We start from the raw sequence: 24,572 nt of genomic DNA on the forward strand, positions 1-24,572 counted from the left end.
CCCAGGAGCGCACTGGGCGTATGTCTCTTGAATTTCTATCGACCCACGGCAGACATTCCCCTGCAGCAACTCCCGCGCGCGCCGCTCCGGAGCATTCCGCTCAGCAGGAATCCTTTCGGGTATAACGGACATTGCGCGGCGAATCGCCAAAACGAGCTCGAAACAGGCGATTGAAATGCGACACATCCGAAAAGCCGACCTGCAGCGCGATATCGGAGATGCGCTGCGTGCTGTCGCCAGATTCGGTCAGCAGCCTCAGCGCTTGTTGGAGCCGCAACTCATTCACGTATCCGGTGAACGACGATCCCGATGACGCGATCAGGCGCTGCAGATAGCGAGGCGAGATGCCTTGGCAACGAGCGACCATCTGGACGCTGAGCTCTGGCTCCTGAAAATGCGTTGCGATGTAGTCCAGGACGGCGCTGTGGCGCGCGGCGACCACCGCGCTCGTGCTGCTTTCGCCCAAGGGGACGCACGCGCTGATTGCGATCGCCACGAGATCATGGATGTGAGCTACGACCGCATCACGCAGTTCGGGAGCGGCCAGAACGCTCTCGTTGAATGTCGACTTCAGGTAAGCCATGAGGAGCCGGAGCGCTTCAGTCCGGTGCGGAACAGGCCGCATCGTGAGCCTTTCGACATTCGTCACGCGCTCTGCAAGCGCCTCGCGCGGCACCACCAGGCCTAACAACGATCCATCGATATAGGTGACCGAGGCGATGTCCGAATGCAGAAATGCGGCGGCATCGCCGGTCCGAAGGTCAATGTCGCGGCCACGCTGCGACAGCTGGCACTTGCCAGGCGAGCACACGATGATTCCGATCGAGTCATCACCATCAGCGAGGTTTGCCCGCAAACGCATGAAGCGCATGGAGGAGCCTCTTAGCGCGAGCCTGCGCAAGCCTCGGATCGCTTGCAGCGTTGCGTCGGCCTGAAACGGGGATTTCGACAAGAGCTCGATCTCGGCGCGAACGAGACCTTGGCCAAAGTAGTCGCGCCACAGCGGCAGACGCATCCGCTCCGGAAGGTCGCGTGTGGAGAACTGATGTGATTCGAATTCGGCTGCGTCCTTGCACATGGGGACCTCCAGCCTTGATGAGACCTCGTGATGAAAATGCAGCGACAATCTACTTCTGGTAATCAAGTTTGCAGTTCGCGCACCCGCTTTCTCTAGAGCCGTGCGCACGAGTCCAAGACGCTATACCCTTGGCCTGATAGTCTCATTCACCTGTGATTGATGCGTATGTGAACTGGCTTACGTAGTGGCCATCAAATCAGCATTATAATGATTTTGAGAAAAAAACTCGTTTAGGAAGAGACGAACATGATGGCTCTATCTCTAATTGCTGCCATCGAATCCAGTTCAGACACTCCTGGCAAGGTGCAAGCGCCAATGCACCTTAATGACGTTCTTCGCGATTGATCGAACTCAACGATCTGCGGGCAGATTACAACGCAAATCCGGCTGTCCTCCGATACCGAATTCGTATCGTGCCTCGACAGCCACATCGTTCGGTTTGTCGGACACAACTATTACCGGCGCCGCCGTCGAGTCGCCGGTTGAAATGGTCGAAAGCTGTTGCGCCGGGCGTTACCGGCAACGATCAAGCGAGGGGTTCGATCATGTCCATCATCATCGACATGCTTTACCGGGAGTATTGCCGTGCTCGCCTCGCCGAAATGCGCAAGCAGCTCTTGATATCGGCGGCCAGCGACGGAATCCAGCAAGTGCCTCCAGTGGACCGCGAGCCTTGCGACCCGGATGATCTAGGTAGCAACGGGGTGGGGAAAGAACCTCCAACCGTCGGCTAGCCCGCGGCTAGTAACTGCGTCGATTGGTCGAACATCCGCTCGGCACGCGGGAGTCCCGAAGCACCCGAGTGTCTCGTCCGCCCCATACCGATGAGAGCATGCGCGCACGCCAGACAGGTCGACAAATGCACGATAGAACTCAAACGGCGAAGCGATTGATCGGCGGAACTCCGCCCGAGCTGGGGGGATCCGGCCGCGACCTCCGCCTCGATATCTGTCGCGGCCTCGCATTGTGGTGGATCTTCTTGGATCATGTTCCCAACAACATCGGAAGCTGGCTGACACCGCGCAGCTACGGCCTGTGCGATGCCGCCGAGATCTTCATGTTCATCTCGGGCGTGACCTGCGCGCTCGCTTATGGCAGGGCACAGCAGCGCGAGGGTTGGAGCGGCATGATCGGCCGGTCGCTCCGGCGAGGATGGGACATTTATGCCGCGTTTCTCTTGCTGACGGTCGCGTGCACCGTCCTCGTCTACCTCGCCGGCACCGATCATCTGGCCGACGAGAGCAATACGCGGGTTTTGCTGGAGCAGCCGGGCGCCGCGCTCGAGCACGCTGCAATCCTGCAATACCGTCCGGTCAACACCGATGTCCTGCCGGTTTTCGTGATCTACCATGTGTTGTTCGCTCCGCTGTTGTGGCTGCTGCTGCGAGCGCCGAACGTGACGCTTGGCCTTTCCTTGTTGCTTTATACGCTCGTGCAAATCTTCGGCTGGAGCGTTCCAGCCTGGCCGCACAGCGTCTGGTATTTCAATCCGCTGGCTTGGCAGCTTCTGGTCGTCCTTGGCGCGTGGTGCGTCATCCAGGGAGACAAAATCCAGCCGTGGGTGGCGTGGCGCCCGGTGCTTGTCCTCGCCGTCCTCTGTCTGGCCCTTGGGCTGGTCCTTGCGCTGAGCTGGAACATCAGGCCGCCGGTCCCGCGATCACTGGCGAACGGCTTCTTCTCGCTGGACAAATCGAATCTCGGTCCGTTGCGGCTGCTGCATTTCCTTGCGCTTGCAGTGGTGGCATCTCGGCTCATTCCTCGGGATTGGCGAGGACTATCCACGCCGGTGATGCGCTGCGCGAGGTGCTGCGGCGAGAATTCGCTCCCGATATATTGTCTCGGAGTCCTGCTGGCGCTTGCCAGCCAGCTGACGTTGCTCGAGATCTCGGACCGGCTCGCGATGCAGATCGGAATCAGCCTGATTGGAATCCTGGTGATGATCGTCGTCGCGGCGCTGCTGAACGCGATCGGCAGCAAGCGCGGGCGTCAGCCTCGGTGGACGCTATCGAGGTAATGCACGCGAGCCCATGCCTCGGCGCGCGATCGGCTTGATCGGGAAGCCGAGCGTCCGGTGCGGTCCGCCTATGCGCAGCGCGGCGGTTACCCTTCGCATCGGTCTCTTGCGCGCATCGATGCGCTCCGCTTCTCTGTGGGTCCGCATCGTCGGCCGGGACGATATGCGCCTGCCTTTCCCCGCGACCAATCAGGTTCAGCCTCCATGCGTGTCTTCTCCGCCGCTCTCGCCACCGAGACCAACACCTTCGCGCCGATGCCGACCGGCATCGCGACCTTCCACGAGCGTGCATTTTATCCCGCCGGCCAGCACCCGGATAAGATGCAGATGCATGGCGGGCCGCTCTGGGCGGCGCGCCAGGTCGGTCCCTCACGCGGTTGGACCTTGATCGAGGGGCTGGTCGCCGCGGCGGTGCCGAATGGCATCGTCACCCGTGCCGCGTTCGAGACCATGCGCGACCAGATCCTGGCCGACTTGCGCGCCGCGCTGCCCGTCGACATGGTGCTGCTCGGCTTACACGGCGCCATGATCGCCGACGGCTATGATGATTGCGAGGGCGAGCTGATCACGCGCGTGCGCGAGATCGTCGGGCCCGACGTCGTGATCGGCGGCACGCTCGATCCGCACTGCCATATGAGCGCTGCAATGGTCGAAGGCGCCGATCTGTTGATCTGCTGGAAGGAATATCCGCACACCGACATCCTCGAGCGCGGGCAAGAGCTGGTCGCGCGCTGCACAGACCTCGCCGAGAAGCGGCTGAAGCTGCGCCACGCGCTGGTCGACAGCAACATGATCATCACGCTGCACACCACGCGCGAGCCGGTGCGCAGCTTCGTCGACCGCGTCAGCGCGCTGGAAGGCAAGGACGGCATCGTCTCGGTCTCGATCGTGCACGGCTTTGCCTGGGGCGACACGCCTGACATGGGCACCAAGGTGCTGGTCTACAGCGATGCGGCTGTCGATCCCGACGGCGCACGCGCCAAGGCGCTGGCGCAACAGCTGGCGGATGAGCTGATCGCGATGCGCGGCGAACTGACCGAGGCCACGCCAGGAATCGACGAAGCCATCGACCAGGCGCTTTCGATCGATGGCACCGTCGTGCTTGGCGATGCAAGCGACAATCCCGGCGGCGGCGCGCCGGGCGATTCCACCTACATCCTGCGCCGGCTCTTGGAGCGCGGAATCGGCAATGCCTGTCTCGGCCCGCTATGGGACCCGATCGCAGTGCGGATCGCCTTCGATGCCGGCGTGGGTGCGAAACTGCCGCTGCGGATCGGCGGCAAGATCGGGTTGCTGTCCGGCGATCCCATCGACGCGGTCTGGGAGGTCAAGGCGCTGAAAGAGAACATGGTGATGACCGGACTCGCCGGCACGCCGGCCAAGCTCGGCGACAGCGCGCTGATCGAAAGCGGCGGCGTGGAGGTCGTGATCACCAGCTTCCGCTGCCAGACGTTCGGGGTCGATGTCTTCACCCAGCTCGGCTGCGATCCGCGCGCACGCAAGCTGGTCGGCGTCAAATCGGCGCAGCATTTCCGCGCTGCCTTCGCGCCGATTGCGAAGCAGATCATCATGGTCGAGGCGCCCGGCGTGGTGGCGCGCGACCTCACGCTGCTGCGCTACAAGAAGATCCAGCGACCGAAATGGCCTTTGGATGAACTGCCGGAGGCATGATGAGCGCCGCTGTCTCGAAATGCGACGCCGTTGCTGCTGGTTCTTAACCTTCGGAACGCCGTCGGAACGAAGCATGTCCGAATCGGTAGAGAGGCTCGGTACGTGACTTGTTCACGGCCAGATGTCGGGCTCCGCCGAAGCAGCACACCAGATCCGGCCAATGGAGCCCGATGCGGCCGCTCAGCACGAGCTTCAAAAATTAAGATTTTCGACGACGATCGGCGATCGCTGAGCTGCGGCAAGCACGAGCCGTCGCGCACATCAGATGCTTCAAAATGACACGTGATGCGCGCGGCTCTTAACTTCCGGAACGCGCTCGGAACGAAGCAGGTCCGAATCGCTTGCGGTGCCAGGTGCACGACTTGTTCACGCCAGATGTCGGGCTCTGCCGAAGGGGCACGCCATAGCGGGCCGCGGAATCCGGACTCGCCGACTGATACAAGTCGTCACAAAAGTTAAAGCCCGGCGTGAGCGCCGGGCTTTAGGTCATGCCGTCCTGGTGCGCTCAGATCAGAACGCGACCTGCGTTCGTAATGCGAACGCATCGAAGTGCGAACCGGCATCGGCGGCGTTGGTGGAACTGACCTGCTTGGCGATATCGCCATGCAGGTAGTTGAACAGGAAGCGCACGTTGCCGTTGACGTACCAGTTCAGGCCTGCAGTGTAGATGTTCTGCTTGCCGCCTGCGATGCCGGCAGCGGTCGCGAGCTGATCATTCAGGTCCATCCTGCTGAAACGCCCGGCGATTTCCCAGGCTCCCCAGCCCCCCGTCTGCCACGAGAACGGATGCGCCGGAGTTACGCCGCCATAGGCGGCATTCGCGGCGTTGTACTTGCGGCTCTCTCCGGTCAGGATGTAGGTCGCTTCGACATAGCCGCCCTGGAAATTGAGGCTCGACGCGCCGGTTGGTGGCAGGCCGGTGTTGGCGGTGCGGTCGACGTTGAACCAGTAATATTCGCCCTGGGCGAAGAACGAGCCATAGGTCGCGGCCGCCTCGACGCCGTAGACCTGCGCGCCGGAGACGTTGGCGATCGCGCCGGTCGAGATCAGCGCGGTCGGATCGATCCGCAGCTCGGGACGGTCGCTCAAGGTCAGCGTCTGTGCCTGCGTGACGAGATTGCGCGGCGGCTGGATCAGCCATTCCGCGTCGGCGCCGAGATGGACCGAATAGTCCGGGCCGTTCACGATCTGGCCGGCCACGCGTGCCGTCGCACCATATTGCTCGCTCATGCCGGCGGGCGTGACGCTGGAAGCCGAGTGAATCTGGCCGGTGGTCGGACCCGTGACATAGGCACCGGCCCAGAACCGGTCGTTCCACCAGCGCGAGCCGAAAGCCGAGCGGAAGTCGCCGGCGGCGATATTCTGGGCAATGATCCCGACCGAGGCGCGCTCCATGAACGGGAGGTCGTTGGAGCTCGTCGCCTCGTCGAGCGTCCAGGCGAGGTCCATGACGCCGCCCTCGATCGCCATCTTGCCGCCGAACGGCTTGAAGCCGGTGTAGCTCAGATAGGCATTCTCGACGCCCGACGTGCCGCCGCCCGGAAGCGATCCGGCCGCCGTGCTGCCGAAGCCGTCGGAGGAGCCGCCGAAATCGTAGATGAGCGCGTAATTCCAGTCGCCGAAGAACTTGCCAATCACACCAATGCGCGCGCGGCGGAGGTTTTCGCCGCTGTCGAGCTTCTGTGGCGAGGTGGCCGCGCTGTTCGGCCGATAATCATAGCCGCCCACGTCCCAATGCACGCGGCTGGTCAGCGAGATGCAGTTCTCGCCATCGGCGGTGCAGATGGTCGGCCGGTTGTTCGGCATGGTCACGACCACGCCTGAGATCGGCGCCGTTCCCTTCACCGGATAGGCTGCATTGGCGCTCATGACCGCCGTCTTGACTTCGGCCTTCGCCGTCTCTGCCTTGGCGTTCGCGCTCGCCGCGGCGGCCGCGTTGGCCGAGGACTGCTTCTGCAGCCGGTCGAGCTTCTGCTCCATGATCTTGAGCTGCTGCTTCAGCAGCGCGATCTCGGCGTCGTTATCTCCCGCCGCCTGCGCCGGCGCTGATGCAGCCGTGACGAGACCCACCACGGCCGCCGCCGTTACCGTTCGTATGCTCATATTGAACCCCCCTTATCGCGATGGGTCACCCATCCAACAGCGTAAAAACTAGAAAAAGCCGGTGACTGTCATGCGACAGCCTAAGCGCGATGCGCGATTCGACCTACACGAAACCACGTGACCGCGCTGGCAGCTATCATATGATAACTGTCATCTCGTTCGATGATGCCTTCGGTTCCTGGTGTCGCTGGACAGCAACATGCAGTCCGGCCGCGCAGTGTCGGTCGGTTGCGAAGATGATCGCCTATCTGACGATCAGCGCGTGATGCCGCGCAGCCTCAGCTCCGCGATGATCAGGTCGGCGAGCTCTTCGGCCGTTCGGCCGACCGTCGTCACGTGCAGCTCGGGATGTTCCGGTGCCTCGTAGGGCGCATCGAAGCCGGTGAAATTCTTGATCGTGCCGGCCTTGGCCTTGGCGTAGAGCCCTTTCGGGTCGCGCCGCACACATTCCTCGATCGGGGTGTCGATGAAGATCTCGATGAAGTCGCCTGATGGGACCAGGCTGCGCACCGCCTCGCGCTCGGCACGGTAGGGCGAGATGAAGGAGCACAGCACCACCAGCCCGGCGTCGGTCATCAGCTTGGCGACCTCGCCGACGCGGCGGATGTTCTCGACCCGATCCGCCTCGGTGAAGCCGAGATCGCGGTTGAGGCCATGGCGCAGGTTGTCGCCGTCGAGCAGCATGGTATGGCCGCCGGCGGCATGGAGCTTCTGCTCGACCAGATTGGCGACGGTGGACTTGCCGGCGCCCGATAGCCCGGTGAACCACAGGATCGCCGGCCGCTGCTGCTTCAGCAGGGCGCGCTCGGTCTTGCCGATCAAAAGCGGCTGCCAATGCACATTGGTGCCGCGGCGCAGGCCGAAGCTGATCATGCCGGCGCCGACGGTGGCGTTGCTGTAGCGATCGATGATGATGAAGCAGCCGGTGCTGCGGTTGGCCTCGTAGGAGTCGAACGCCACCGGGCTGTCGGTCGCGAGATTGCACAGCCCAATGTCGTTCAGCGCGAGTGTGGTCGCCGCCAGGTGCTCGCGCGTGTTGACGTCGATCCGATACTTGATCGCGGTGACCGTGATCGGCGTGGTCCGGGTGCCGATGCGCGCCAGATAGGAGCGGCCGGGGATCAGCGCGTGCTCGCTCATCCAGATGACGTGAGCGGCGAACTGGTCGGAAACCTCGGGGCGCGCCTGCGGCGCAGCCATAAGATCGCCGCGCGCGACGTCGATCTCGTCCTCGAGCACGATGGTCACTGCATCGCCGGCACGGGCCTCATCGAGCGGTCCGTCGAAGGTCACGAGCTGCCGAACGCGTGATGCGCGGCCGGAGCCGGCGACCACGATGGGATCGCCGATGCGGATCGCTCCCGACGCAACCGTGCCGGCATAGCCGCGAAAATCGAGGTTCGGCCGGTTCACCCATTGCACTGGAAAGCGGAACGGCCGCGCGCTCGTGTCACTCGTGACATCGACCGTCTCCAGATGATCGAGCAGGGCAGGGCCGCTGTACCAGGGCGTGTTCGCCGAGCTCCGGGTCACGTTATCGCCGTGGCGCGCCGAGATGGGAATCGCGACGACGGAGGCGAAACCAAGCGGGGCGGCAAAGGCCGTGTAGTCGGCGACGATCCGCTCATAGGTCAATGGATCGAAACCGACCAGATCGATCTTGTTGATCGCGAGCACGACGTGCTTCAGCCCGAGCATCGCAGCGATCAGCGAGTGGCGGCGCGTCTGCACCAGAATGCCTTTGCGGGCATCGACCAGCAGCACCGCGAGATCGGCCTTGGAGGCGCCCGTCGCCATGTTGCGCGTATATTGCTCGTGGCCCGGCGTATCGGCGACGATGAAGCTGCGCCGCGCGGTGGTGAAATAGCGATAGGCAACGTCGATCGTGATGCCCTGCTCGCGCTCGGCTTCCAGCCCGTCGACCAGCAGCGCATAGTCGAGCTCGTCCTCGGTGGTGCCGTGCCGCGCCGAGTCCCGCGCCAGGGTCGACATCTGGTCCTCGGTGAGCAGCCTGGAATCGTGCAGCAAGCGCCCGATCAGGGTCGACTTGCCGTCGTCGACCGAGCCGCAGGTCAGGAAGCGCAGCAGGTCCTTGCGGCTGTCCCTGGATCGAATAGCCTTATCCATCGGCGCCAAGGAGGTCATCAGAAATAGCCCTCCTTCTTCTTCTTCTCCATCGACGCGCTCTCGTCGCTGTCGATCAGCCGCCCCTGCCGTTCCGAGAAGCGTGTGACGCGCATCTCTGCCAGGATGTCGTCGAGGCTGGTCGCGTCGGACAGGATCGCGCCTGTCAAGGGATAGCAGCCAAGGGTGCGGAAGCGCACGCGGCGCAGCTGCGGCCGTTCGCCCGGCGCGAGCGGCAGGCGCTCGTCATCGACCATGATCAAGGTGCCGTCGCGATTGATGACCGGGCGTTCGGCAGCGAAATAGAGCGGCACCACGGGGATGGCCTCGCAGGCGATGTAGTCCCAGATGTCGAGCTCGGTCCAGTTCGATAGTGGAAACACCCGGATGGATTCGCCCGGCGCGATCCGCGTGTTGTAGAGGTTCCACAGCTCGGGCCGCTGATTGCGCGGATCCCAGACATGCCCCTTGGAGCGGAACGAAAAGATGCGCTCCTTTGCTCGGCTCTTCTCCTCATCACGCCGCGCGCCGCCGAAGGCGGCATCGAAGCCATGCAGGTCGAGTGCCTGCTTCAACGCCTCGGTCTTCATCACATGGGTGTGCAACGACGAGCCGGACCTGATCGGATCGACGCCGCGCGCAACGCCGTCCTGATTGACATGCACGATCAGGTCGAGCCCGAGCCTGCGCGCCGTCGCATCGCGGAAGGCGATCATCTCGCGAAACTTCCAGGTGGTGTCGACGTGCAGCAGAGGAAACGGCAGCCGGGCCGGATGGAACGCCTTCAGCGCCAGGTGCAGCATGACGCTGGAGTCCTTGCCGATCGAGTACAGCATGACAGGCTTTTTGAACTCCGCGACCACCTCCCGCATGATCTCGATCGACTCGGCCTCGAGCCGCCGGAGATGCGCAGGCAATTTGCGGGGCCGCGGGGCCGCTGTGGTCGAGGCGTCGTTCATGTCCGTCCGTGCATCTGAGCTGCTATACCGGCCGATGGCGAGGTCCGCAACGTCGCGGAACCGCGGGGGGTAGGCCTGCCGGCGCGTGTCTTGCGCAGCCAAACGATCCTGTCAATTTGGCCGGCGTAGGGCCCGGGGGTCAGCGCGGCCGCGGCCGCAGACCACGGAACATCGCACCGAGATTGAGCGGCGTCTGCGACAGCGGCCCTTGCGGTGCGCGGGTCAGCAGCGCCGTCAGCACGAGCCCGGCGATCGCAAAGTAGAAGCACAGCCAGAAAGCGTCGATATAGGCCAGCACATTGGCCTCGCGCTGCACCTCCGCGGCAAGGGTGCCGATCGCGCGACCTTGCGCCGAGCCGGCACCAAAGCTCGTGAAGTGATTGATCAGCGCCTGCAGCACCTTCATCACGTCGGGATCGCCGCTCTGCACATGCGGGCCGAGATAGGCCGAGTTGACCTGCTCGCGCACCCGAAGCCAGGTGCCCATGAGCGCCACGCCGATCTCGGCACCGCCGAGCCGCATGACCTGGATATAGGCGGCATAGGCCGTGGCGCGGGTCGGGTCGGAATTGGCCAGCGACGTGATGATGATCGGCAGCACCAGGAAGGCCTGTCCGACCGACTGCAGCGCCACGATGAGTGTAAAGTCCTCGCGTGCCCAGTCGTGCGTCAGTTGCGTTCCCAGCAGATTTGCCGTGGCGAAAGCCGTGAAGCCGATCACGATGGCGAGACGCGAATCGAAGTGGCGAAGCAGGACAATCGAGGCCGGCACCAGCACGAACATCGGCAGCGCGCCCCAGACCAACAGCAGCGCGCCGCTCTGCTCCGGCCGGAGCTGGGTGACGGTGCCGAGGAAGTTCGGCACCAGCGATGCGTTGGACAGGCCGGTCATCGTGTAGAGCAGCAGGATTGCGAGCGAGAGCCCGATATTGCGGGAGAACAATATCTTGAAATGAGCCCATGGCTGCGGAGCCAGCGCCTCGTTGACCAGAAAGCAGACGAACAGCAAGGCACCGCCGAACAGCAGCGCGATCACGGTGCCGGAGTTGAGCCAGTCGAGCCGATTGCCCTGGTCGAGCCCGGCATAGATCATTGCCATCGAGGTGCCGAGCAGCAGCATGCCGCCCCAATCGGCGTCCTTCAGGCACTCGTGATTCACCTCTTCAGCAGGCGTGCCGAGGTAGACCATGAGTCCCATCAGCGGGGCGATCACCACGCCCTGCCAATAGAGCCATTGCCAGCCGAGATGCTCGACATAGAGGCCGACCAGCGAAGTCGAGCTGTCAAGCGCGAAGCCGACGCGGATCGCATAGATCGCGATGGCAGGCAGCCACCAGCGAATCGGCAGGTTGCGCAGGATGATCATCAACGTCGCCGGCACGAAGGTGCCGAGCAGCATGCCATGCAGGACGCTGAGCACGATCAGGGTCGGAAAATGGTGGACGAAGGGGATCACCAGCGACACCGCGGCATAGATCAGGCTGGGGATGCCGAGCACGCGGCGGAGCCCGAACGCGGTGGCGAGCCAGGCCACAGCAGGCGCGATGAGTATCTGCGAGCCGATTGCGGCGGTGGAGAGCCAGGCGCCTTCGTCGAAGGTCAGCGAGAAGGCGCCGCGCAGGTCGGGCAGGCCGACGGTGGTCAGCCGGCTGTCGAAATTGGCAAGGAAGGCGCCGAGCAGCACCGCGCCGACGGCGAACAGCGGATAGCGCGCGACCTCGCCGCGCGAGACCGGCCCGCGGCTCGCCGCGTCATTTTCTGCCATCGCCGCGATCGCCGTCGATATGGATGTGGGTCACGACCGACATGCCCGGGCGCAGCTTTTCGAGCAAGGGCTGGTTGTCGTCGAACGCGATGCGCACCGGGATGCGCTGCACGACCTTGGTGAAATTGCCGGTGGCATTGTCCGGCGGCAGCAGCGCGAATTGCGAGCCCGAGGCCGGCGCGATCCGCTCGACGTGGCCGTGCAGCGTCCGTCCCGGGAAGCTGTCAACCGTGATCTCGACCGGCTGGCCCGGCACCACATGCGTGAGCTGCGTCTCCTTGTAGTTCGCGATCACATAGACGTGCGGCAGCGGCACCACGTCGATCAAATTGCTGCCGATGTTGACGTAGTCGCCGGGCTGCACCTGGCGCTCGCTGACGACGCCGTCAAACGGTGCCAGGATTTTGGTATAACCGAGCTTCAACTTGGCCGCAGCGAGCTGCGCCTTGGCGCCGGCGATCTCCGCCGCTCGCTGCTTCTTCGTGCCTTGCAACACCTCGAGCTGATGCTGTTGCGCGGCGATCACGGCGCGGCTGGCGCGCAGATCAGCCTCGGCTTTCGCGTAGGCAGCGGTCGCCTGCTCCAGCTTCTGCCTTGTGCCGGCCTCGGTCTGCGAGAGCGATTGCTGGCGTTCCTGTTCCTGGCGTGCCTCGACATCGGCCGCGGACGCGGCCACCTGCGAAGCCTGGGCCTGCGCGATCGTGGCATATTGCAGCTCGATCTGGTTGCTCAGATTGTCGAGCGTGGCCTGTGCGGCCTCTACCGCAGCTTCGGCCTGTGCGACCTGTGCTTCGTAGTCAGCGGGATCGATCTGCACCAGGAGATCGCCAGCCTTGACGCGCTGGAAGTCGGTGACCTCGACCTTCAGCACTTCGCCGGCGACGCGGCTCGAAAGCCTTGCCATCTCGGCGCGCACATAGGCATCGTTGGTGGTCTGTGTCCCGGCATTGCCGACCCACGCATCCCACCGCAGCGTCGCCAGTGCCACGAAACCGAGAGCGATGATGATGGCGAGCAGCGGGATCACGAGCCGCGCCAGCGCGCCATGCGGGTGAGGCGGCGCGGCTGGAGCCGCTGCAGGCGCTTGGGGAGCGGCGGCGACGCTCGATTCTCGACTCAAGAATGTCTCTCCATGGCCATGCCGCGCGAAAGGCTGGTCGCGACGAACATCGGGATATGATGATTCTCTAAGGCAAATTCGCGATATGGACCAGCCGCACCCGGAGCGGCTGGGCCGCGGCGCGTCCGCCGCATCGTGCACTTTGAGAAAATCTGGAACCGCCCCGCCTGTCGATCGGATGCTTCGATCCAGGCCGATTAACGCTGTGCGGAGGGGCATTTTGTATCGCGGCCGACAATGCTCTATGGTGCGGCGCATTTCGCCGGGGCGCCCGGCTGTCCAGTGATTTCAAGAGAGGCGTTTCGCATTCATGGCAAGCAAGGGCGCGATTCTGATCGCCGGCGGCGCCGGCTATATCGGATCTCATTGCAGCAAGGCGGTGGCTGATGCCGGATTCCTGCCGGTCTGCTACGACAATCTGGCGACAGGCCATCGCAGCTTCGTGCAATGGGGACCGCTGGTGGTCGGCGACGTCGCCGACAGCATCAAGGTCGCTACGACAATCCAGAAATATGACGTGCGGGCCGTGATGCATTTCGCGGCATCGAGCGCGGTCGGCGAATCCGTCGCCGACCCGCAGGCCTATTACTTGAACAATGTCGCCGGCACGCTCGGCCTGCTGCAGGGCATGCGCGCCGCCGGCTGCGACCGGCTGGTGTTCTCATCCACAGGCGCGGTCTATGGCAATGCCGGGCGTGAGCCGATTCCGGAGAGCGCGGCCGGGCCGACCGTCAACCCTTACGGCCGCTCCAAATACATGATCGAGCAGATTCTGGCCGACTACCGCGCCGCCTATGGTTTCGCCTCGATCGCATTGCGCTACTTCAATGCCTGCGGTGCAGACAGCTCTGCGGTGATCGGCGAGATGCGCGAGCCGGAAACCCATTTGATCCCGCGCGCGCTGATGGCGCTGCAGGGCCATGTCGGGGATTTCGCGATCTTCGGAGCCGATTACGACACGCCTGACGGGACCGCGGTGCGCGACTACATCCACGTCGACGATCTCGCGGTTGCCCATATCGCCGCGCTCGACCGGCTGTTGCAGGGGCAGCCCGGCGGGGTCTACAATCTCGGCACCGGCACCGGCTATTCGGTCAAGGAGATCGTCGATGCGATCCATCGCGAGACCGGCGAGGCCGTCCCGGTGGTGATGCGCGAGCGCCGTGCCGGCGATCCGGCCATCCTGGTCGCCGATCCCGCACATGCCGAACGCGAGCTTGGTTTCAAGGCGCAACATTCCGACCTGCCGAACATCATCCGCTCGGCCTGGGCCTGGCATCAGAAGGCCCATCCGCGCCGCGGCTGAGGCGCGACCGGCAGGAGACGTCGTTATCTCGGCTCAGGCGGCAACGGGAGACGTGCGTTTGCCCGCGCGCGCGGCGTCGGCGCGTTCACGCTCGACCGACCAGGACCCGATCTCCTCGCCATCGCGGATCAGGTGGACGCTATGGGCCAAGGACTGGCCGCGTTCGCTCCGGATCATCTGTAGCAGGCTCTGCGCCAGGCGCGAATGATCGACCGGGAGCCCGAGGTCGAGAAACTCGTCACAAAGCGCCGGCAGCGGCTGCCCGTGCGAATCGCGAACGTCCATGCGTATCTGTGCCATGGCGCAATTGAACGCCAGCAAGCCTTTCCGACCGGTAAATTTGGCCGTACGCTCGGTTGTAAATGCCCATTGTTCTGAGAGGAATGGCCCGGCAGCCGCCGGAGCTTATAAGCGTCGTCATTGCGAGGAGCGACAGCGACGAAGCAATCCAGACTTCATTTTCTTACCGGATTGCTTCGCTCGCAATGACACCTCGGAGATCTCTTTTGAACCGTCTGCAGACGACATAGCTCAGGGCGTGATGGCGCCGCGCTGCACGGCCGCGGGCGTGGTGAGCTGCTTCCAGGTCGAATTGGCAACATGCACGGGCGGGAAGGCCGGGCGCTCGACATAGCGGCCGTCGCCGGCCTCGGCGCGCAGCTCGCCATCGGCCCACGCAATCCGACCGCGCGACAGCGTCACGGCCGGGCCGCCCTGGCAGGTGAAGCCCTCGAACACGTTGTAGTCGATGCGGCTGAACTGACGACTCGCGCTGATGGTCTTGCGGGCGGCGGGATCCCACACCACGAGATCGGCGTCCGAGCCCGCCGCAACGGCTCCCTTGCGCGGGAAAATATTGAGGATGCGTGCGATATTGGCCGAGGTCACCGCCACGAACTCCTCTTTCGTCAGCCGGCCGGTCGTCACGCCCGCGGTCCAGAGCAGCGGCATGCGGTCCTCGAGCCCGCCGGTCCCGTTCGGAATCCTGCGGAAGTCGTCGCGGCCGAGCCGCTTCTGCTCGGTGGTGAAGGCGCAGTGATCGGTCGCCACCACCTGCAGCGAACCCGACTGCAGGCCAGCCCACAAGCTGTCCTGATGCACCTTGTCGCGGAACGGTGGCGACATCACCCGACGGGCCGCATGGTCCCAGTCACCAGACCGATATTCGTCCGCGTCGAGCAGCAGATGCTGGATCAACGGCTCGCCATAGACGCGCTGCCCGGCGGCGCGTGCCCGCGCGATCGCCTCAAGCGATTGCCGGCAGCTCGTATGCACCACGTAGAGCGGCGCACCGGTCATGTCGGCGATCATGATCGCGCGATTGGTGGCCTCGCCTTCGACCTCGGGCGGCCGCGAGAACGCATGTCCTTCCGGGCCGGTGACGCCGCGCTCAAGAAAGGCCTCCTGCATGCGCGCGATCACGTCGCCATTTTCGGCATGCACCAGCGGCATCGCGCCAAGCTGGGCGCAGCGGGCGAACGAGTTGTAGAGCTCGTCGTCGTTCACCATCAGCGCGCCCTTGTAGGCCATGAAATGCTTGAAGGTGTTGATGCCGTAGGTCCTGACCACCGTCTCCATCTCGTCGTATATCTGCTTCGACCACGAGGTCACCGCCATGTGGAAGCCGTAGTCGGCGGCAGCCCGTTCCGATTTGCGCCGCCAGTCCTGATACGCCGCGAGCATGGATTGCCCGGGGTCAGGCAGGCAGAAATCGACTACCATCGTCGTGCCGCCAGTGAGCGCGGCCTTGGTGCCCGATTCGAAATCGTCGGCGGTGACGGTGCCCATGAACGGCATTTCGAGATGGGTGTGCGGATCGATGCCGCCGGGCAGCACGTAGGCGCCGCCGGCATCGATGATGTCGGCGGAGGAGGGTGGATCGATCGCCGGCGCAATGGCGACGATGCGCTCGCCGTCGATCAGGACGTCGGCGCGGCGCGAATGATCATGATTCACCACCGTGCCGCCGCGAATGAGAAGGGCCATGAGATGTTTCCGGCACGAATGACAGAGATGTGGCGGCGCAACTGATCGGCCGCCGCTTGCAGCCTAGCGCGCGACGAGATCGCTTCGGAGCCGAAATTTTAGTCAGATGGTGACCGGCCGGCGTGCGAGGGCTTACGCCTTCATTCCAGAATCGCCGCGGCACCGGCTGCTATCAGCCCGAGCTTGCGTTCGCCACCAGCCCCGTGACCATCGCCTGCACCATGGTCGCGATCTCCTTTCGCAAAGCGCTGAGCGGCACCGCGATCAGTTTCTGCTCCAGCCCGAGCGCCACCATCCCATGCACGGCCGAGAACAGGCTGCGCGCGGTCACGCTGATCTCCTGTGCCGGCTGCCGTGGGAACAGCACCGCGAGCGGCTGATGGATATGACGAAACAGATGCATCTGGTCGCTGATGGCCCAGTCCGGCAGCGGCTTGTCCGGCGCCATGCGGTGCTCGAACAGCGCGCGCCACAGCTCGAGATTGGCAGCCGCGAAATCGCAATAGGCAATCGCGATGCGGACCAGCGTCTCGGCCGGCGCTGGCGGGCCATTACCCTCGGCGTCCGAGAGGGCCGTATCGAGCCGCGCCAGCGTGCGCGAGCCGACCATGAGCACGAGTTCGTCGACGTCGGCGACAAGATTGTAGACGGCGCCGTTGGCGACGCCGATCTCCTGGGCAAGGTCGCGCGTCTTGAGCCCGGCCAGACCCCGCGCGGCCATCGCCCGCTCTGCGGCCTCGATCAGCGCCTCGCGCTGCTTGGCGCGCCGCTCCAATGTTTTGGACATCGTTAACCATACCCCTGAACATTGCTCAAAATATCTCTTGAGCGTCGCTCAAATCTGAGCTACAAACCTTGCATGAGCAATGCTCATAGCAGGGAGCCAACAATGTTCAAGACCGTTTTGACCCTTTTTCGCGGCACCGTGGCCGTGGCGGAGGAGGAGCTGCAGGATCGGACGGCGCTCGTGATCCTGGACCAGCAGATGCGCGATGCCGCTGCCGCGGTCGAGCGCAGCAAGCGCGCGCTGGCGCTGGCCATCGCGCAGGATCAGCAGGAGGGCAAGCGCCTCGAGGCGACATGCGCCCGCATCACCGACGTCGAGGTCCGCGCCAGTGCCGCGCTCGACGCCGGACGCGAGGATCTCGCCCGCGAGGCCGCGCAGGCGATCGCCAATCTCGAGGCCGAGCGTGATGCCGCCAGGACGGCGCGCGCGCTGTTCGCCGCCGAGATCGCGCGATTGAAGCGGCATGTTGCAGGCGCGGAAGCACGGATCGGCGAGCTCGATCGCGGCCGGCGCATCGCGCGCGCCGCGGAGGCCGTGCGTAACTTGCGGCGCGGCGGCATCGAGGCGGCGCGTCCTTACGAATGCACGCTGCCGGAAGCGGAGGCGACCTTGAAGCGGCTGCGCGAGCGCCAGATCGAGGCCCAGGCCGCGGACGAGGCGCTCATGGAGCTCGATGCCGCGACTGGTCCGCTCAGCGTTGCCGAACGGCTCGCCGAACAGGGCTTCGGCCCCCGGATCAAGACCACCGCAGACGACGTGCTGGCCCGGTTGAAGGCCAGCCGCACCACCGCCGCCTGACCTGAACCATCGATCAACCCAATCCAAGCCTTAAAGGAGATTGTCATGAACCAGAATGTCCAAGCTCACACCGGTGCCTGGGTCACCTTCACCTATGCGTCCTTCGCCGCATCGGCTTTCCTGGTTGCCGTCGGCGTGTTCTTCCTGCCGATTGATCTCTGGATGAAGGGCTATCTCGCGATGGGCATCGTCATGCTGGTGCAGACCTGCGTCACGCTGACCAAGACGGTGCGCGACAATCACGAGAGCAGCAAGCTCGTGAACCGGATCGAGGATGCCAAGGCCGAGCGACTGCTGATGGAAGTCTCCAAGGCGGCGTAATTTCGCTCGCCAGTCGAGACCGACAGAACAACGACAGCGGATGCGTATCGCATCCGCTGTCGCGCTTGCTTTGCAAGGCCCGGCGCAAGATATCGTTTACCCTGTGATGATCGTGCCGGGTGACGCTCAATGTCCTTTAGGGCGGGGCGGCGACGATCGCGCGCAATCAGGGGCAGGCGATGGCGTCTCTCGACAACGACGATCCGACGGTACGGAGGAGATCGAGCTTCGCGGCCCTCGCGCGGCTGCGCGGTTATGTCGCCTTCTGGCTGAAGGCTCTGTCGCAGCCCACCATCGATCTCAGGCTGCGCACCGGCACGCGCCAGCTCACCCGCATCATCGAATCACCGGGCCTGTCGCTGCCGCGCGACGAACTCGACACGCTGGTTGCGCAACTGCGGATGGTCGCTGCCAAGACGCTGCCGGCGGAGAGCCTGACCTACGGCGTCTTTTCCGGCGAGCCCGAGCGGCTGAAGCGCGCAATCATCACCCTGATTTGCGACGAGGAGACAGGCCAGCCGATCGCCTTCAACGCGCTGTCGGTGATGGATGTCGGGCTCGATGGCGAGCCGGTCGCGGTGACGCATCTTGGCCTCGTGATGGTCGATCCTGATGTGCGCGGGCAGGGTCTGTCCTGGGTGCTCTATGGCCTCACCGCGCTGGTGCTGTTCGCACGCGACGGCCTGCGGCCGAAATGGATATCCAACGTCACGCAGGTGCCGGCCGTGGTCGGCATGGTCAGCGACACCTTCTCCGATGTGTTTCCGTCGCCGCTGCCGGGCAGCCGCCAGAGCTTTGCCCATCTGCAGCTTGCGCGCGGCATCATGGCGCGGCATCGCGCGGTGTTCGGCGTCGGCGCCGAGGCCGGTTTCGACGAGACAAGGTTCGTCATCACCGATGCCTATACCGGCGGCTCCGATGCGCTCAAGAAGACATTCGAGGTCGCGCCGAAGCATCGCAGCGCGATCTACAACGAATTCTGTGCGCGCGAGCTCGATTATGTCAGAGGCGACGATGTGCTGCAGATCGGACGCATCGATCTCGCCGGCGCGCGGCGCTACCTGCTACGCGAAGTGCCATCCGGCTCGCTGCCGGCGCTGCTCGCCACCTCTGCCGTGCTGGCGCTGCAGCGACTGCTGCTGCCGCTCATCCATTGGCTGGATGACAGCCGCGCCTTCGGCACGCTGCGACCCAGGGCACATCGAGAGGCGCGGGAGGCACGCGATGCGCGCTGAGCTCGGTTTGGTGATCACGGTGGGGCACCGATGACGCCGGGCATGACCGCCGATTCCATCGTCAATCTCTGCGGCGCGATCGGGCTTTGCGTCGCGATGATGACGTTCTACCGGCGCGATCCGAAGAGCCCGCTGACGTTCCGCCTGCTGGTGGCGCTGGGCGTGATCGCGTCCCTGTTCCTGGTGCGGGGTGCCGCGTGGTGGACCGGCAGCACCGGGCTGGATCGCTTCTCCGTCATTCCTGCCGCGCTGATTCCGCTCGGCGCCCTGATCGTGACCGAGGGCATGCTGCGCCGGCACGCCCCGCGCGCGATCAAGCTGATCGTGCTGGTCGGCGGCGTCCTGCTGGCGCTTGCCGGCCTGCCCGGCCTGCCGCAATTCGACAAGGTTTACGCGATCGCGCTGTCGCTGTTTCAACTAGCCGGCATCGCGGTTTGCGCCGTCCTGCTCGCGACGCGCGATCGTGCTGATCTGATGGCCTCGGAGAACCGCAGCGTCGCGCGCCTCGCGGTCGGCGCGCTGCTGGTGCTGCCCTTCATCCTGACCGACTTCCGCTCGCTGTTTCCTCACATTCCGGTCCGGCTCGGCGCGCTGGGCGCGCTGCTCACCGTCACCGTGATGCTGATCGCCGGCGGCGGCGCCGAGACGCGCCGCCACGGGCTCATCCTGATGGCGCTCCGGCTGATCAGCTCGGCGCTGCTCGGCCTCGCCGCGGCGTTCATGGCAGGCGATGTCGACGCCGCGCAGCTCATCCGCTTCTGTGCCGTTGCGGTTGCAGGCGTGCTCACCATCGGTCTGATGACCGATGCGCTGCGCGCGCTGTTCGAATCCCAGGAGCCGGGCGTGTTGAACTCGCTCGCGGCCTCTCCGGCACGCACCCGGGACGAGTTCATCTGCGAACTCGCGCGCCATCCGATCTTCGAGAGCGCGCGCCGCTATCGCGAGAGCGAGCTGGCCGCCTACGATCCTCCGCTCTTGCGCGATTTCCTCTCGGCACGGCGGGTGCTGCGCCGGCCCGACGCGCCATGGGGATTGCCCGCGACCGACCCCCCGGTCGAGCGCATGGTGTCGCTGATGACGGCGAACAGCGCCACGCACGTGATCGTGCTGTCGCACGATCCGCTCGACCTGATCGTGCTGGCGGTGCCGGTGACCTCGGCCGATCCGGCCACCGAAACCGCGCTCGCGCTGGTGCGGCGGTTGCTGGCTTCGGCACCGGAGCGGGCATGAGAGGCGGTCTTCGGCCGTTGCCGCGATGCGAGCTTGTGCGGAACATCGCCTGAGGCAGAACCAGCTACCGGCCAGGTTGCATTCTGCTTCCGATTCTTCACAGCTGCCGCGCACTGCCTTGCCGGTGGCAGCGCGCATCGTGTAGACCACACCTGTGCTGCGCCTGCTGTCAAACCGTCATGTCATCATGGCAAGAGGTGATCGGCATTCGATTCAGCTGGGCCGGGGACATGTCGAAACAGTCGATGCGGGAAGAGGCGGAGCGGCTGGTTCGCGAAGCCATGGAAAAGCGGACGCTCGCGATCAAGCAGGGCAACACGCGGATCGACGCCGTGTGCGGCAAATGCGGCGCGCCGAACCGGCTCTCGGCCGAGCGCGGCGCCACCCGCGTCAAGTTCGCCTGCAAGGAATGCGGCCACAAGCAGGAGACGCTGTAGGCGCCGGGATAGGTCTCGCGTCATTGCGAGGAGCGCAGCGACCAAGCAATCCAGATTGCATCAAAGGGGGCAGTCTGGATTGCTTCGCTTCGCTCGCAATGACGATGAAGCGCGGATCCCTCCTTCATGCCTGCTTCACGGCCTCGCATACCGTGATGTGCGCTTCCGCGTTTGGCAGCGCAGAATGCCGCGAGACGCGCCACGGCGCCTCCAGCGCGTCGAGGTCGCAAAGTTCACGCTGATGCAGCCCAGAGAAGCTGATTGAGCCGGCGAAGCCGCCGCTCGAGGGCGTAGCTCGTTGCGCGATCGCGCAACTTTGGATCATTCCAAACTGGAATAGGTCTGGGTGCCGCCCGCGGGCCTTCATTGCTGTTATGATCGCTTGACTGGCGCATCATAGCTGGACTTGGCTCATCGCGACGATATAGTCCAGTAGATATAACGATGCCGCCCGGAGAAGGCCGATGAAGATCGAATCGCGCTCGCTGACGTCTTGCGAAATCGCCGATGATGGCGGCGCCGTCTCGCTCGGTTTCATCGATGCGGACGGGCGGTCGGCCAGTTTGAAGCTGTCGCTGAACCAGGTCGGCGCGCTGGCGATGACGCTGCCCGGCCTGATCGACAAGGCGCTGCAGGTCCGCTATGGCGACGCGTCCTTGCGCTACGCCTATCCCTTGGCCTCATGGGCGGTCGAGCAATCCTCCGATCCGACCCAGGGCATGCTGACCTTTCGCACCGTCGACGGATTTTCGGTGTGCTTCTCGATCCCGCGCGAGCAGCAGAGCGAGCTCGGCGAGGCGCTGGCGGCGCAGCCAGCACAGGTGATGATCCGGGCGAATTGACGTTTGCACCTCTCTCGATCGTCATTCCGGGCGCGACGCAGTCCACGAAACCGGAATCCATACCCACCATCGTGAGTATGATACGGGGCTCGCTCTTCCGGCGCCCCGGAATGACAGCGTTGAGATAATGGCGTGCTTTCTCCACGCGTCATTGCGAGGAGCCGCAGGCGACGAAGCAATCCAGACTCCCTTCCTGATTCTGGATTGCTTCGCTTCGCTCGCAATGACGGAGCTTACTCTCCCTTCACGAATGCTGCGAACGCCTCGGCATAATCGGGATGCCAGCGCGACAGGGGCGGGCGGTTCTCGACGATGTCGCCGGCCGCCCACAGGATGCGCCGCTCGTCGAGCGCGCGCGGCACGTCGTTATCGGGGCAGAGGATGTAGAAGTCGCCGGCCGCGACGCGCTCAAGCATGAAGTCCACGGTCTGCTCCGGCGTCCAGGCAGCGGCTGGCTTCTCGGTGCGGCCATTGGCCGTCAGCGCGGTGAAGACGAAGCCGGGGATGAACAGATGCGCCGAGACCTTGCAATCCGGCGTATTGCGCAGCTCGTGCTGCAGCGCCTCGGTGAACGCCTTCACAGCTGCCTTGGACACGTTGTAGGCGGGATCGCCCGGCGGCGTGGTGATGCCCTGCTTGGAGCCGGTGTTGATGATCAGCGAAGGGCGGCCGTGCGCAATCATGTTCGGCGCGAATACCTGCGAGCCGTGGATGATGCCCCACAAATTGACGCCGAGGATACGTTGCCAGGTCTGCTCGGAGCCGAACATCCTGCTGCCGGGCTGAATGCCAGCATTGTTCATCAGCACGTGGGTCGCTCCGAAGCGCGTGCGCACCGCCTGTTCCAACTGTTCGACACTGTCGCGGCGGCTGACGTCGACGATCTCCGTCATGATCGCGTCCGCGCCGCGCTTGGCGGCTGATGACAAATCCGTGGCGGCATCCTTCAATCTGGCGGCGTCGACATCGGCAATGCAGACGTTCAGGCCAAGGCTTGCGATGCGTTTGGCAGCGGCGAGCCCGATGCCAGAGGCGCCGCCGGTGATGACGGCAGTGTGATCGGGGGACAGAGCGGGGTGGGCCACGTTGAATACTCCCGGCAGTTGCGCGCGTGATGCTGCCCGCAACTATGCCACAGCGCCCGATCGCCATCCACGCTCTCGGCATGGGTGATCTTCGCCGGTGCAGAGGCCCGTTTGCTTTACGTCATCGCCTGCGCGTTGTAGGTTTGCCGACATAACGGGCCGCCGCGCCATCGCGTCAGATATCAGCACATCTCAGGGAGAAACATCATGGCTGTGACAGAGGCCATTCCGCTCACGCGCCATCCTTATGCCGACGGTTCCTATAAGCAGATGCTGATCGACGGCAAATGGGTCGATGCGGCATCCGGCAAGCGCTTCGAGACTCACAATCCCGCCACGGGCGAGTTGCTCGCCACCGTCGCCGAGGGTGATGCCGAGGACATCAACCGCGCCGTTGCGGCAGCGCGCCGCGCCTTCGAAGGTCCTTGGAGCAAGGCCAGGCCCTATGAGCGGCAGATGCTGCTGCTCAAGCTCGCCGATCTCGTTGAGAAGCACTTTGACGAGCTGTCCGCGCTCGATACCGTCGACATGGGTGCGCCGCTCAGCCGCACCCGCGCCTATCGCGGCCGCGCACTCGGCATGTTGCGCTATTATGCCGGCCAGGCTGTCGCACTGCACGGCGAGACCATCGAGAATTCGCTGCCGGGTGAGATCTTCTCCTACACCTTGAAGGAGCCGGTCGGCGTGGTCGGCGCCATCATTCCCTGGAACGGGCCGCTGACGGCGACAATCTGGAAGATCGGCCCGGCGATTGCGACCGGCTGCACCGTGGTCTTGAAGCCGGCGGAGGAAGCGCCGCTGACCTCGCTGCGGCTGGCGGAATTGTGCCTGGAAGCCGGCATTCCCGCAGGGGTCGTCAACGTGGTGCCGGGTTATGGAGAGACCGCGGGCGCCGCGCTCGCCTCGCATCCCGATGTCGACAAGGTCGCCTTCACCGGCTCGCACATCACAGGGCAGTCGATCATCCGCGCGTCCGCCGGCAACCTCAAGCGCGTCTCGCTCGAGCTCGGCGGCAAGTCGCCGGACATCGTGTTCGCCGATGCCGATCTCGATGCCGCAGTCCCCGGCGCCGCGATGGCGGTGTTCGCCAACTCAGGCCAGATCTGCAGCGCCGGCACGCGCCTGTTCGTCGAGAGCAAGATCTATGACGAGTTCGTCCACCGCGTCGCCGAGTATGGCAAGTCGCTCAAGGTCGGCAACGGCCTCGATCCGAACACGCAAGTCGGCCCGCTGGTGTCGCAGCAGCAATATGATCGCGTCAGCGATTATCTGTCGATCGGCCAGAAGGAGGGGGCGCGCGCGGTGGCCGGCGGCGGCAAGCTCACTGAGGGTGCGCTCGCCAAAGGCTATTTCGTGCAGCCCACGGTGTTCGCCAATGTCGAGGACTCCATGCGCATCGCGCAGGAGGAGATTTTCGGTCCCGTCATCTCGGCGATCTCCTTCAAGGACACCGACGAGCTGATCAAGCGCGCCAACGCCACCATGTTCGGTCTCGGCTCCGGCGTGTGGACCACCAACGTCAGCAAGGCGCACCAGGTCGCGAAGGCGCTGCGCGCCGGCTCGGTCTGGGTCAACTGCTATCAGGCGATGGATCCGGCGGTGCCGTTCGGCGGCTACAAGATGTCGGGCTACGGCCGCGAGTCCGGCAAGCAGCACGTCGAGGAATATCTCAACGTCAAGGCGGTCTGGATCAAGACGGCTTGATCTGAGT

21 protein-coding genes are annotated in these 24,572 nt (G+C 64.5%); 11 read left to right on the forward strand and 10 right to left on the reverse strand.

What is annotated here, in order from left to right; genetic code table 11:
* Nucleotides 1-100: 100 nt before the first annotated feature.
* Nucleotides 101-1,078 (reverse strand): AraC family transcriptional regulator, encoded by a 978-nt coding sequence (locus P6U24_RS08820; RefSeq protein ID WP_407158743.1) that lies wholly within the window; start codon nt 1,076-1,078, stop codon nt 101-103.
* Nucleotides 1,079-1,623: 545 nt separating this feature from the next.
* On the opposite strand from P6U24_RS08820, the gene P6U24_RS08825 reads away from it, so the two are divergent.
* The 3 genes from P6U24_RS08825 to P6U24_RS08835 all read left to right on the forward strand — a co-directional run bounded on the left by P6U24_RS08825 (nt 1,624) and on the right by P6U24_RS08835 (nt 4,763).
* Nucleotides 1,624-1,812, forward strand: coding sequence for a hypothetical protein (locus P6U24_RS08825; protein WP_407158744.1), 189 nt, complete (start codon nt 1,624-1,626; stop codon nt 1,810-1,812).
* 245 nt (nt 1,813-2,057) lie between these two features.
* On the forward strand, nt 2,058-3,092 hold the full coding sequence (locus P6U24_RS08830; RefSeq protein ID WP_407158745.1) for an OpgC family protein: 1,035 nt from the start codon (nt 2,058-2,060) through the stop codon (nt 3,090-3,092).
* A 204-nt stretch (nt 3,093-3,296) separates the two neighbouring features.
* Complete coding sequence (locus tag P6U24_RS08835) at nt 3,297-4,763, forward strand: M81 family metallopeptidase (RefSeq protein ID WP_407158746.1); 1,467 nt, start codon at nt 3,297-3,299, stop codon at nt 4,761-4,763.
* Between the two features lie 510 nt (nt 4,764-5,273).
* Here the strand turns inward: P6U24_RS08835 and P6U24_RS08840 are convergent.
* From P6U24_RS08840 to P6U24_RS08860, 5 genes are all read right to left on the reverse strand, one after another.
* Nucleotides 5,274-6,866 carry an OprO/OprP family phosphate-selective porin gene (locus tag P6U24_RS08840; protein ID WP_407158747.1) on the reverse strand — a complete coding sequence of 531 codons (1,593 nt, stop codon included), beginning with the start codon at nt 6,864-6,866 and terminating at the stop codon, nt 5,274-5,276.
* Between the two features lie 255 nt (nt 6,867-7,121).
* Nucleotides 7,122-9,011, reverse strand: coding sequence for a sulfate adenylyltransferase subunit CysN (gene cysN, locus P6U24_RS08845; RefSeq protein WP_407158748.1), 1,890 nt, complete (start codon nt 9,009-9,011; stop codon nt 7,122-7,124).
* Nucleotides 9,011-9,949 carry a sulfate adenylyltransferase subunit CysD gene (cysD, locus tag P6U24_RS08850; protein ID WP_407158749.1) on the reverse strand — a complete coding sequence of 313 codons (939 nt, stop codon included), beginning with the start codon at nt 9,947-9,949 and terminating at the stop codon, nt 9,011-9,013. The genes cysN and cysD overlap by 1 nt, the downstream gene beginning before the upstream one ends.
* 139 nt (nt 9,950-10,088) lie before the next feature.
* Entirely contained in the window at nt 10,089-11,714 is a 1,626-nt protein-coding gene (locus P6U24_RS08855; RefSeq protein ID WP_407158750.1) for an MFS transporter, read from the reverse strand.
* Nucleotides 11,701-12,834, reverse strand: coding sequence for an HlyD family secretion protein (locus tag P6U24_RS08860; RefSeq protein WP_407158751.1), 1,134 nt, complete (start codon nt 12,832-12,834; stop codon nt 11,701-11,703). Before P6U24_RS08860 ends, P6U24_RS08855 begins: the two co-directional genes overlap by 14 nt.
* Before the next feature lie 310 nt (nt 12,835-13,144).
* On the opposite strand from P6U24_RS08860, the gene galE reads away from it, so the two are divergent.
* A complete protein-coding gene (galE, locus tag P6U24_RS08865) occupies nt 13,145-14,140 on the forward strand; it encodes a UDP-glucose 4-epimerase GalE (protein WP_407158752.1) in 996 nt (331 codons plus the stop codon).
* A 33-nt stretch (nt 14,141-14,173) separates the two neighbouring features.
* Here the strand turns inward: galE and P6U24_RS08870 are convergent, their stop codons facing one another.
* The 3 genes from P6U24_RS08870 to P6U24_RS08880 form a co-directional block, all read right to left on the reverse strand.
* Nucleotides 14,174-14,461, reverse strand: coding sequence for a hypothetical protein (locus P6U24_RS08870; RefSeq protein ID WP_407158753.1), 288 nt, complete (start codon nt 14,459-14,461; stop codon nt 14,174-14,176).
* Between the two features lie 210 nt (nt 14,462-14,671).
* Nucleotides 14,672-16,126, reverse strand: coding sequence for a dihydropyrimidinase (hydA, locus tag P6U24_RS08875; protein WP_407158754.1), 1,455 nt, complete (start codon nt 16,124-16,126; stop codon nt 14,672-14,674).
* Nucleotides 16,127-16,298: 172 nt separating this feature from the next.
* Entirely contained in the window at nt 16,299-16,913 is a 615-nt protein-coding gene (locus P6U24_RS08880; protein WP_407158755.1) for a TetR/AcrR family transcriptional regulator, read from the reverse strand.
* Nucleotides 16,914-17,015: 102 nt separating this feature from the next.
* Here P6U24_RS08880 and P6U24_RS08885 point away from each other — a divergent pair, with 102 nt between their 5' ends.
* The 6 genes from P6U24_RS08885 (at nt 17,016) to P6U24_RS08910 (ending at nt 21,776) form a co-directional block, all read left to right on the forward strand.
* The gene (locus P6U24_RS08885; RefSeq protein WP_407158756.1) at nt 17,016-17,711 is read left to right on the forward strand and encodes a PspA/IM30 family protein; all 696 of its coding nucleotides are present in this window, start codon (nt 17,016-17,018) and stop codon (nt 17,709-17,711) included.
* A 45-nt stretch (nt 17,712-17,756) separates the two neighbouring features.
* Nucleotides 17,757-18,032, forward strand: a complete 276-nt coding sequence (locus P6U24_RS08890) for a YiaA/YiaB family inner membrane protein (RefSeq protein WP_407158757.1) — start codon at nt 17,757-17,759, stop codon at nt 18,030-18,032.
* Between the two features lie 179 nt (nt 18,033-18,211).
* A complete protein-coding gene (locus P6U24_RS08895; protein WP_407158758.1) occupies nt 18,212-19,267 on the forward strand; it encodes a hypothetical protein in 1,056 nt (351 codons plus the stop codon).
* Nucleotides 19,268-19,297: 30 nt separating this feature from the next.
* Nucleotides 19,298-20,497, forward strand: coding sequence for a hypothetical protein (locus tag P6U24_RS08900; protein ID WP_407158759.1), 1,200 nt, complete (start codon nt 19,298-19,300; stop codon nt 20,495-20,497).
* Between the two features lie 230 nt (nt 20,498-20,727).
* Nucleotides 20,728-20,934, forward strand: coding sequence for a hypothetical protein (locus P6U24_RS08905; RefSeq protein ID WP_407158760.1), 207 nt, complete (start codon nt 20,728-20,730; stop codon nt 20,932-20,934).
* Between the two features lie 464 nt (nt 20,935-21,398).
* Nucleotides 21,399-21,776, forward strand: a complete 378-nt coding sequence (locus P6U24_RS08910) for a hypothetical protein (RefSeq protein ID WP_407158761.1) — start codon at nt 21,399-21,401, stop codon at nt 21,774-21,776.
* 233 nt (nt 21,777-22,009) lie between these two features.
* Here the strand turns inward: P6U24_RS08910 and P6U24_RS08915 are convergent, their stop codons facing one another.
* Complete coding sequence (locus P6U24_RS08915) at nt 22,010-22,861, reverse strand: SDR family NAD(P)-dependent oxidoreductase (RefSeq protein WP_407158762.1); 852 nt, start codon at nt 22,859-22,861, stop codon at nt 22,010-22,012.
* 207 nt (nt 22,862-23,068) lie between these two features.
* Here P6U24_RS08915 and P6U24_RS08920 point away from each other — a divergent pair, with 207 nt between their 5' ends.
* Complete coding sequence (locus P6U24_RS08920) at nt 23,069-24,565, forward strand: aldehyde dehydrogenase family protein (RefSeq protein ID WP_407158763.1); 1,497 nt, start codon at nt 23,069-23,071, stop codon at nt 24,563-24,565.
* Nucleotides 24,566-24,572 lie beyond the last annotated feature (7 nt).

Origin of the sequence: Bradyrhizobium sp. STM 3557, from assembly GCF_045571465.1 — a bacterium.
Taxonomy (GTDB): domain Bacteria; phylum Pseudomonadota; class Alphaproteobacteria; order Rhizobiales; family Xanthobacteraceae; genus Bradyrhizobium.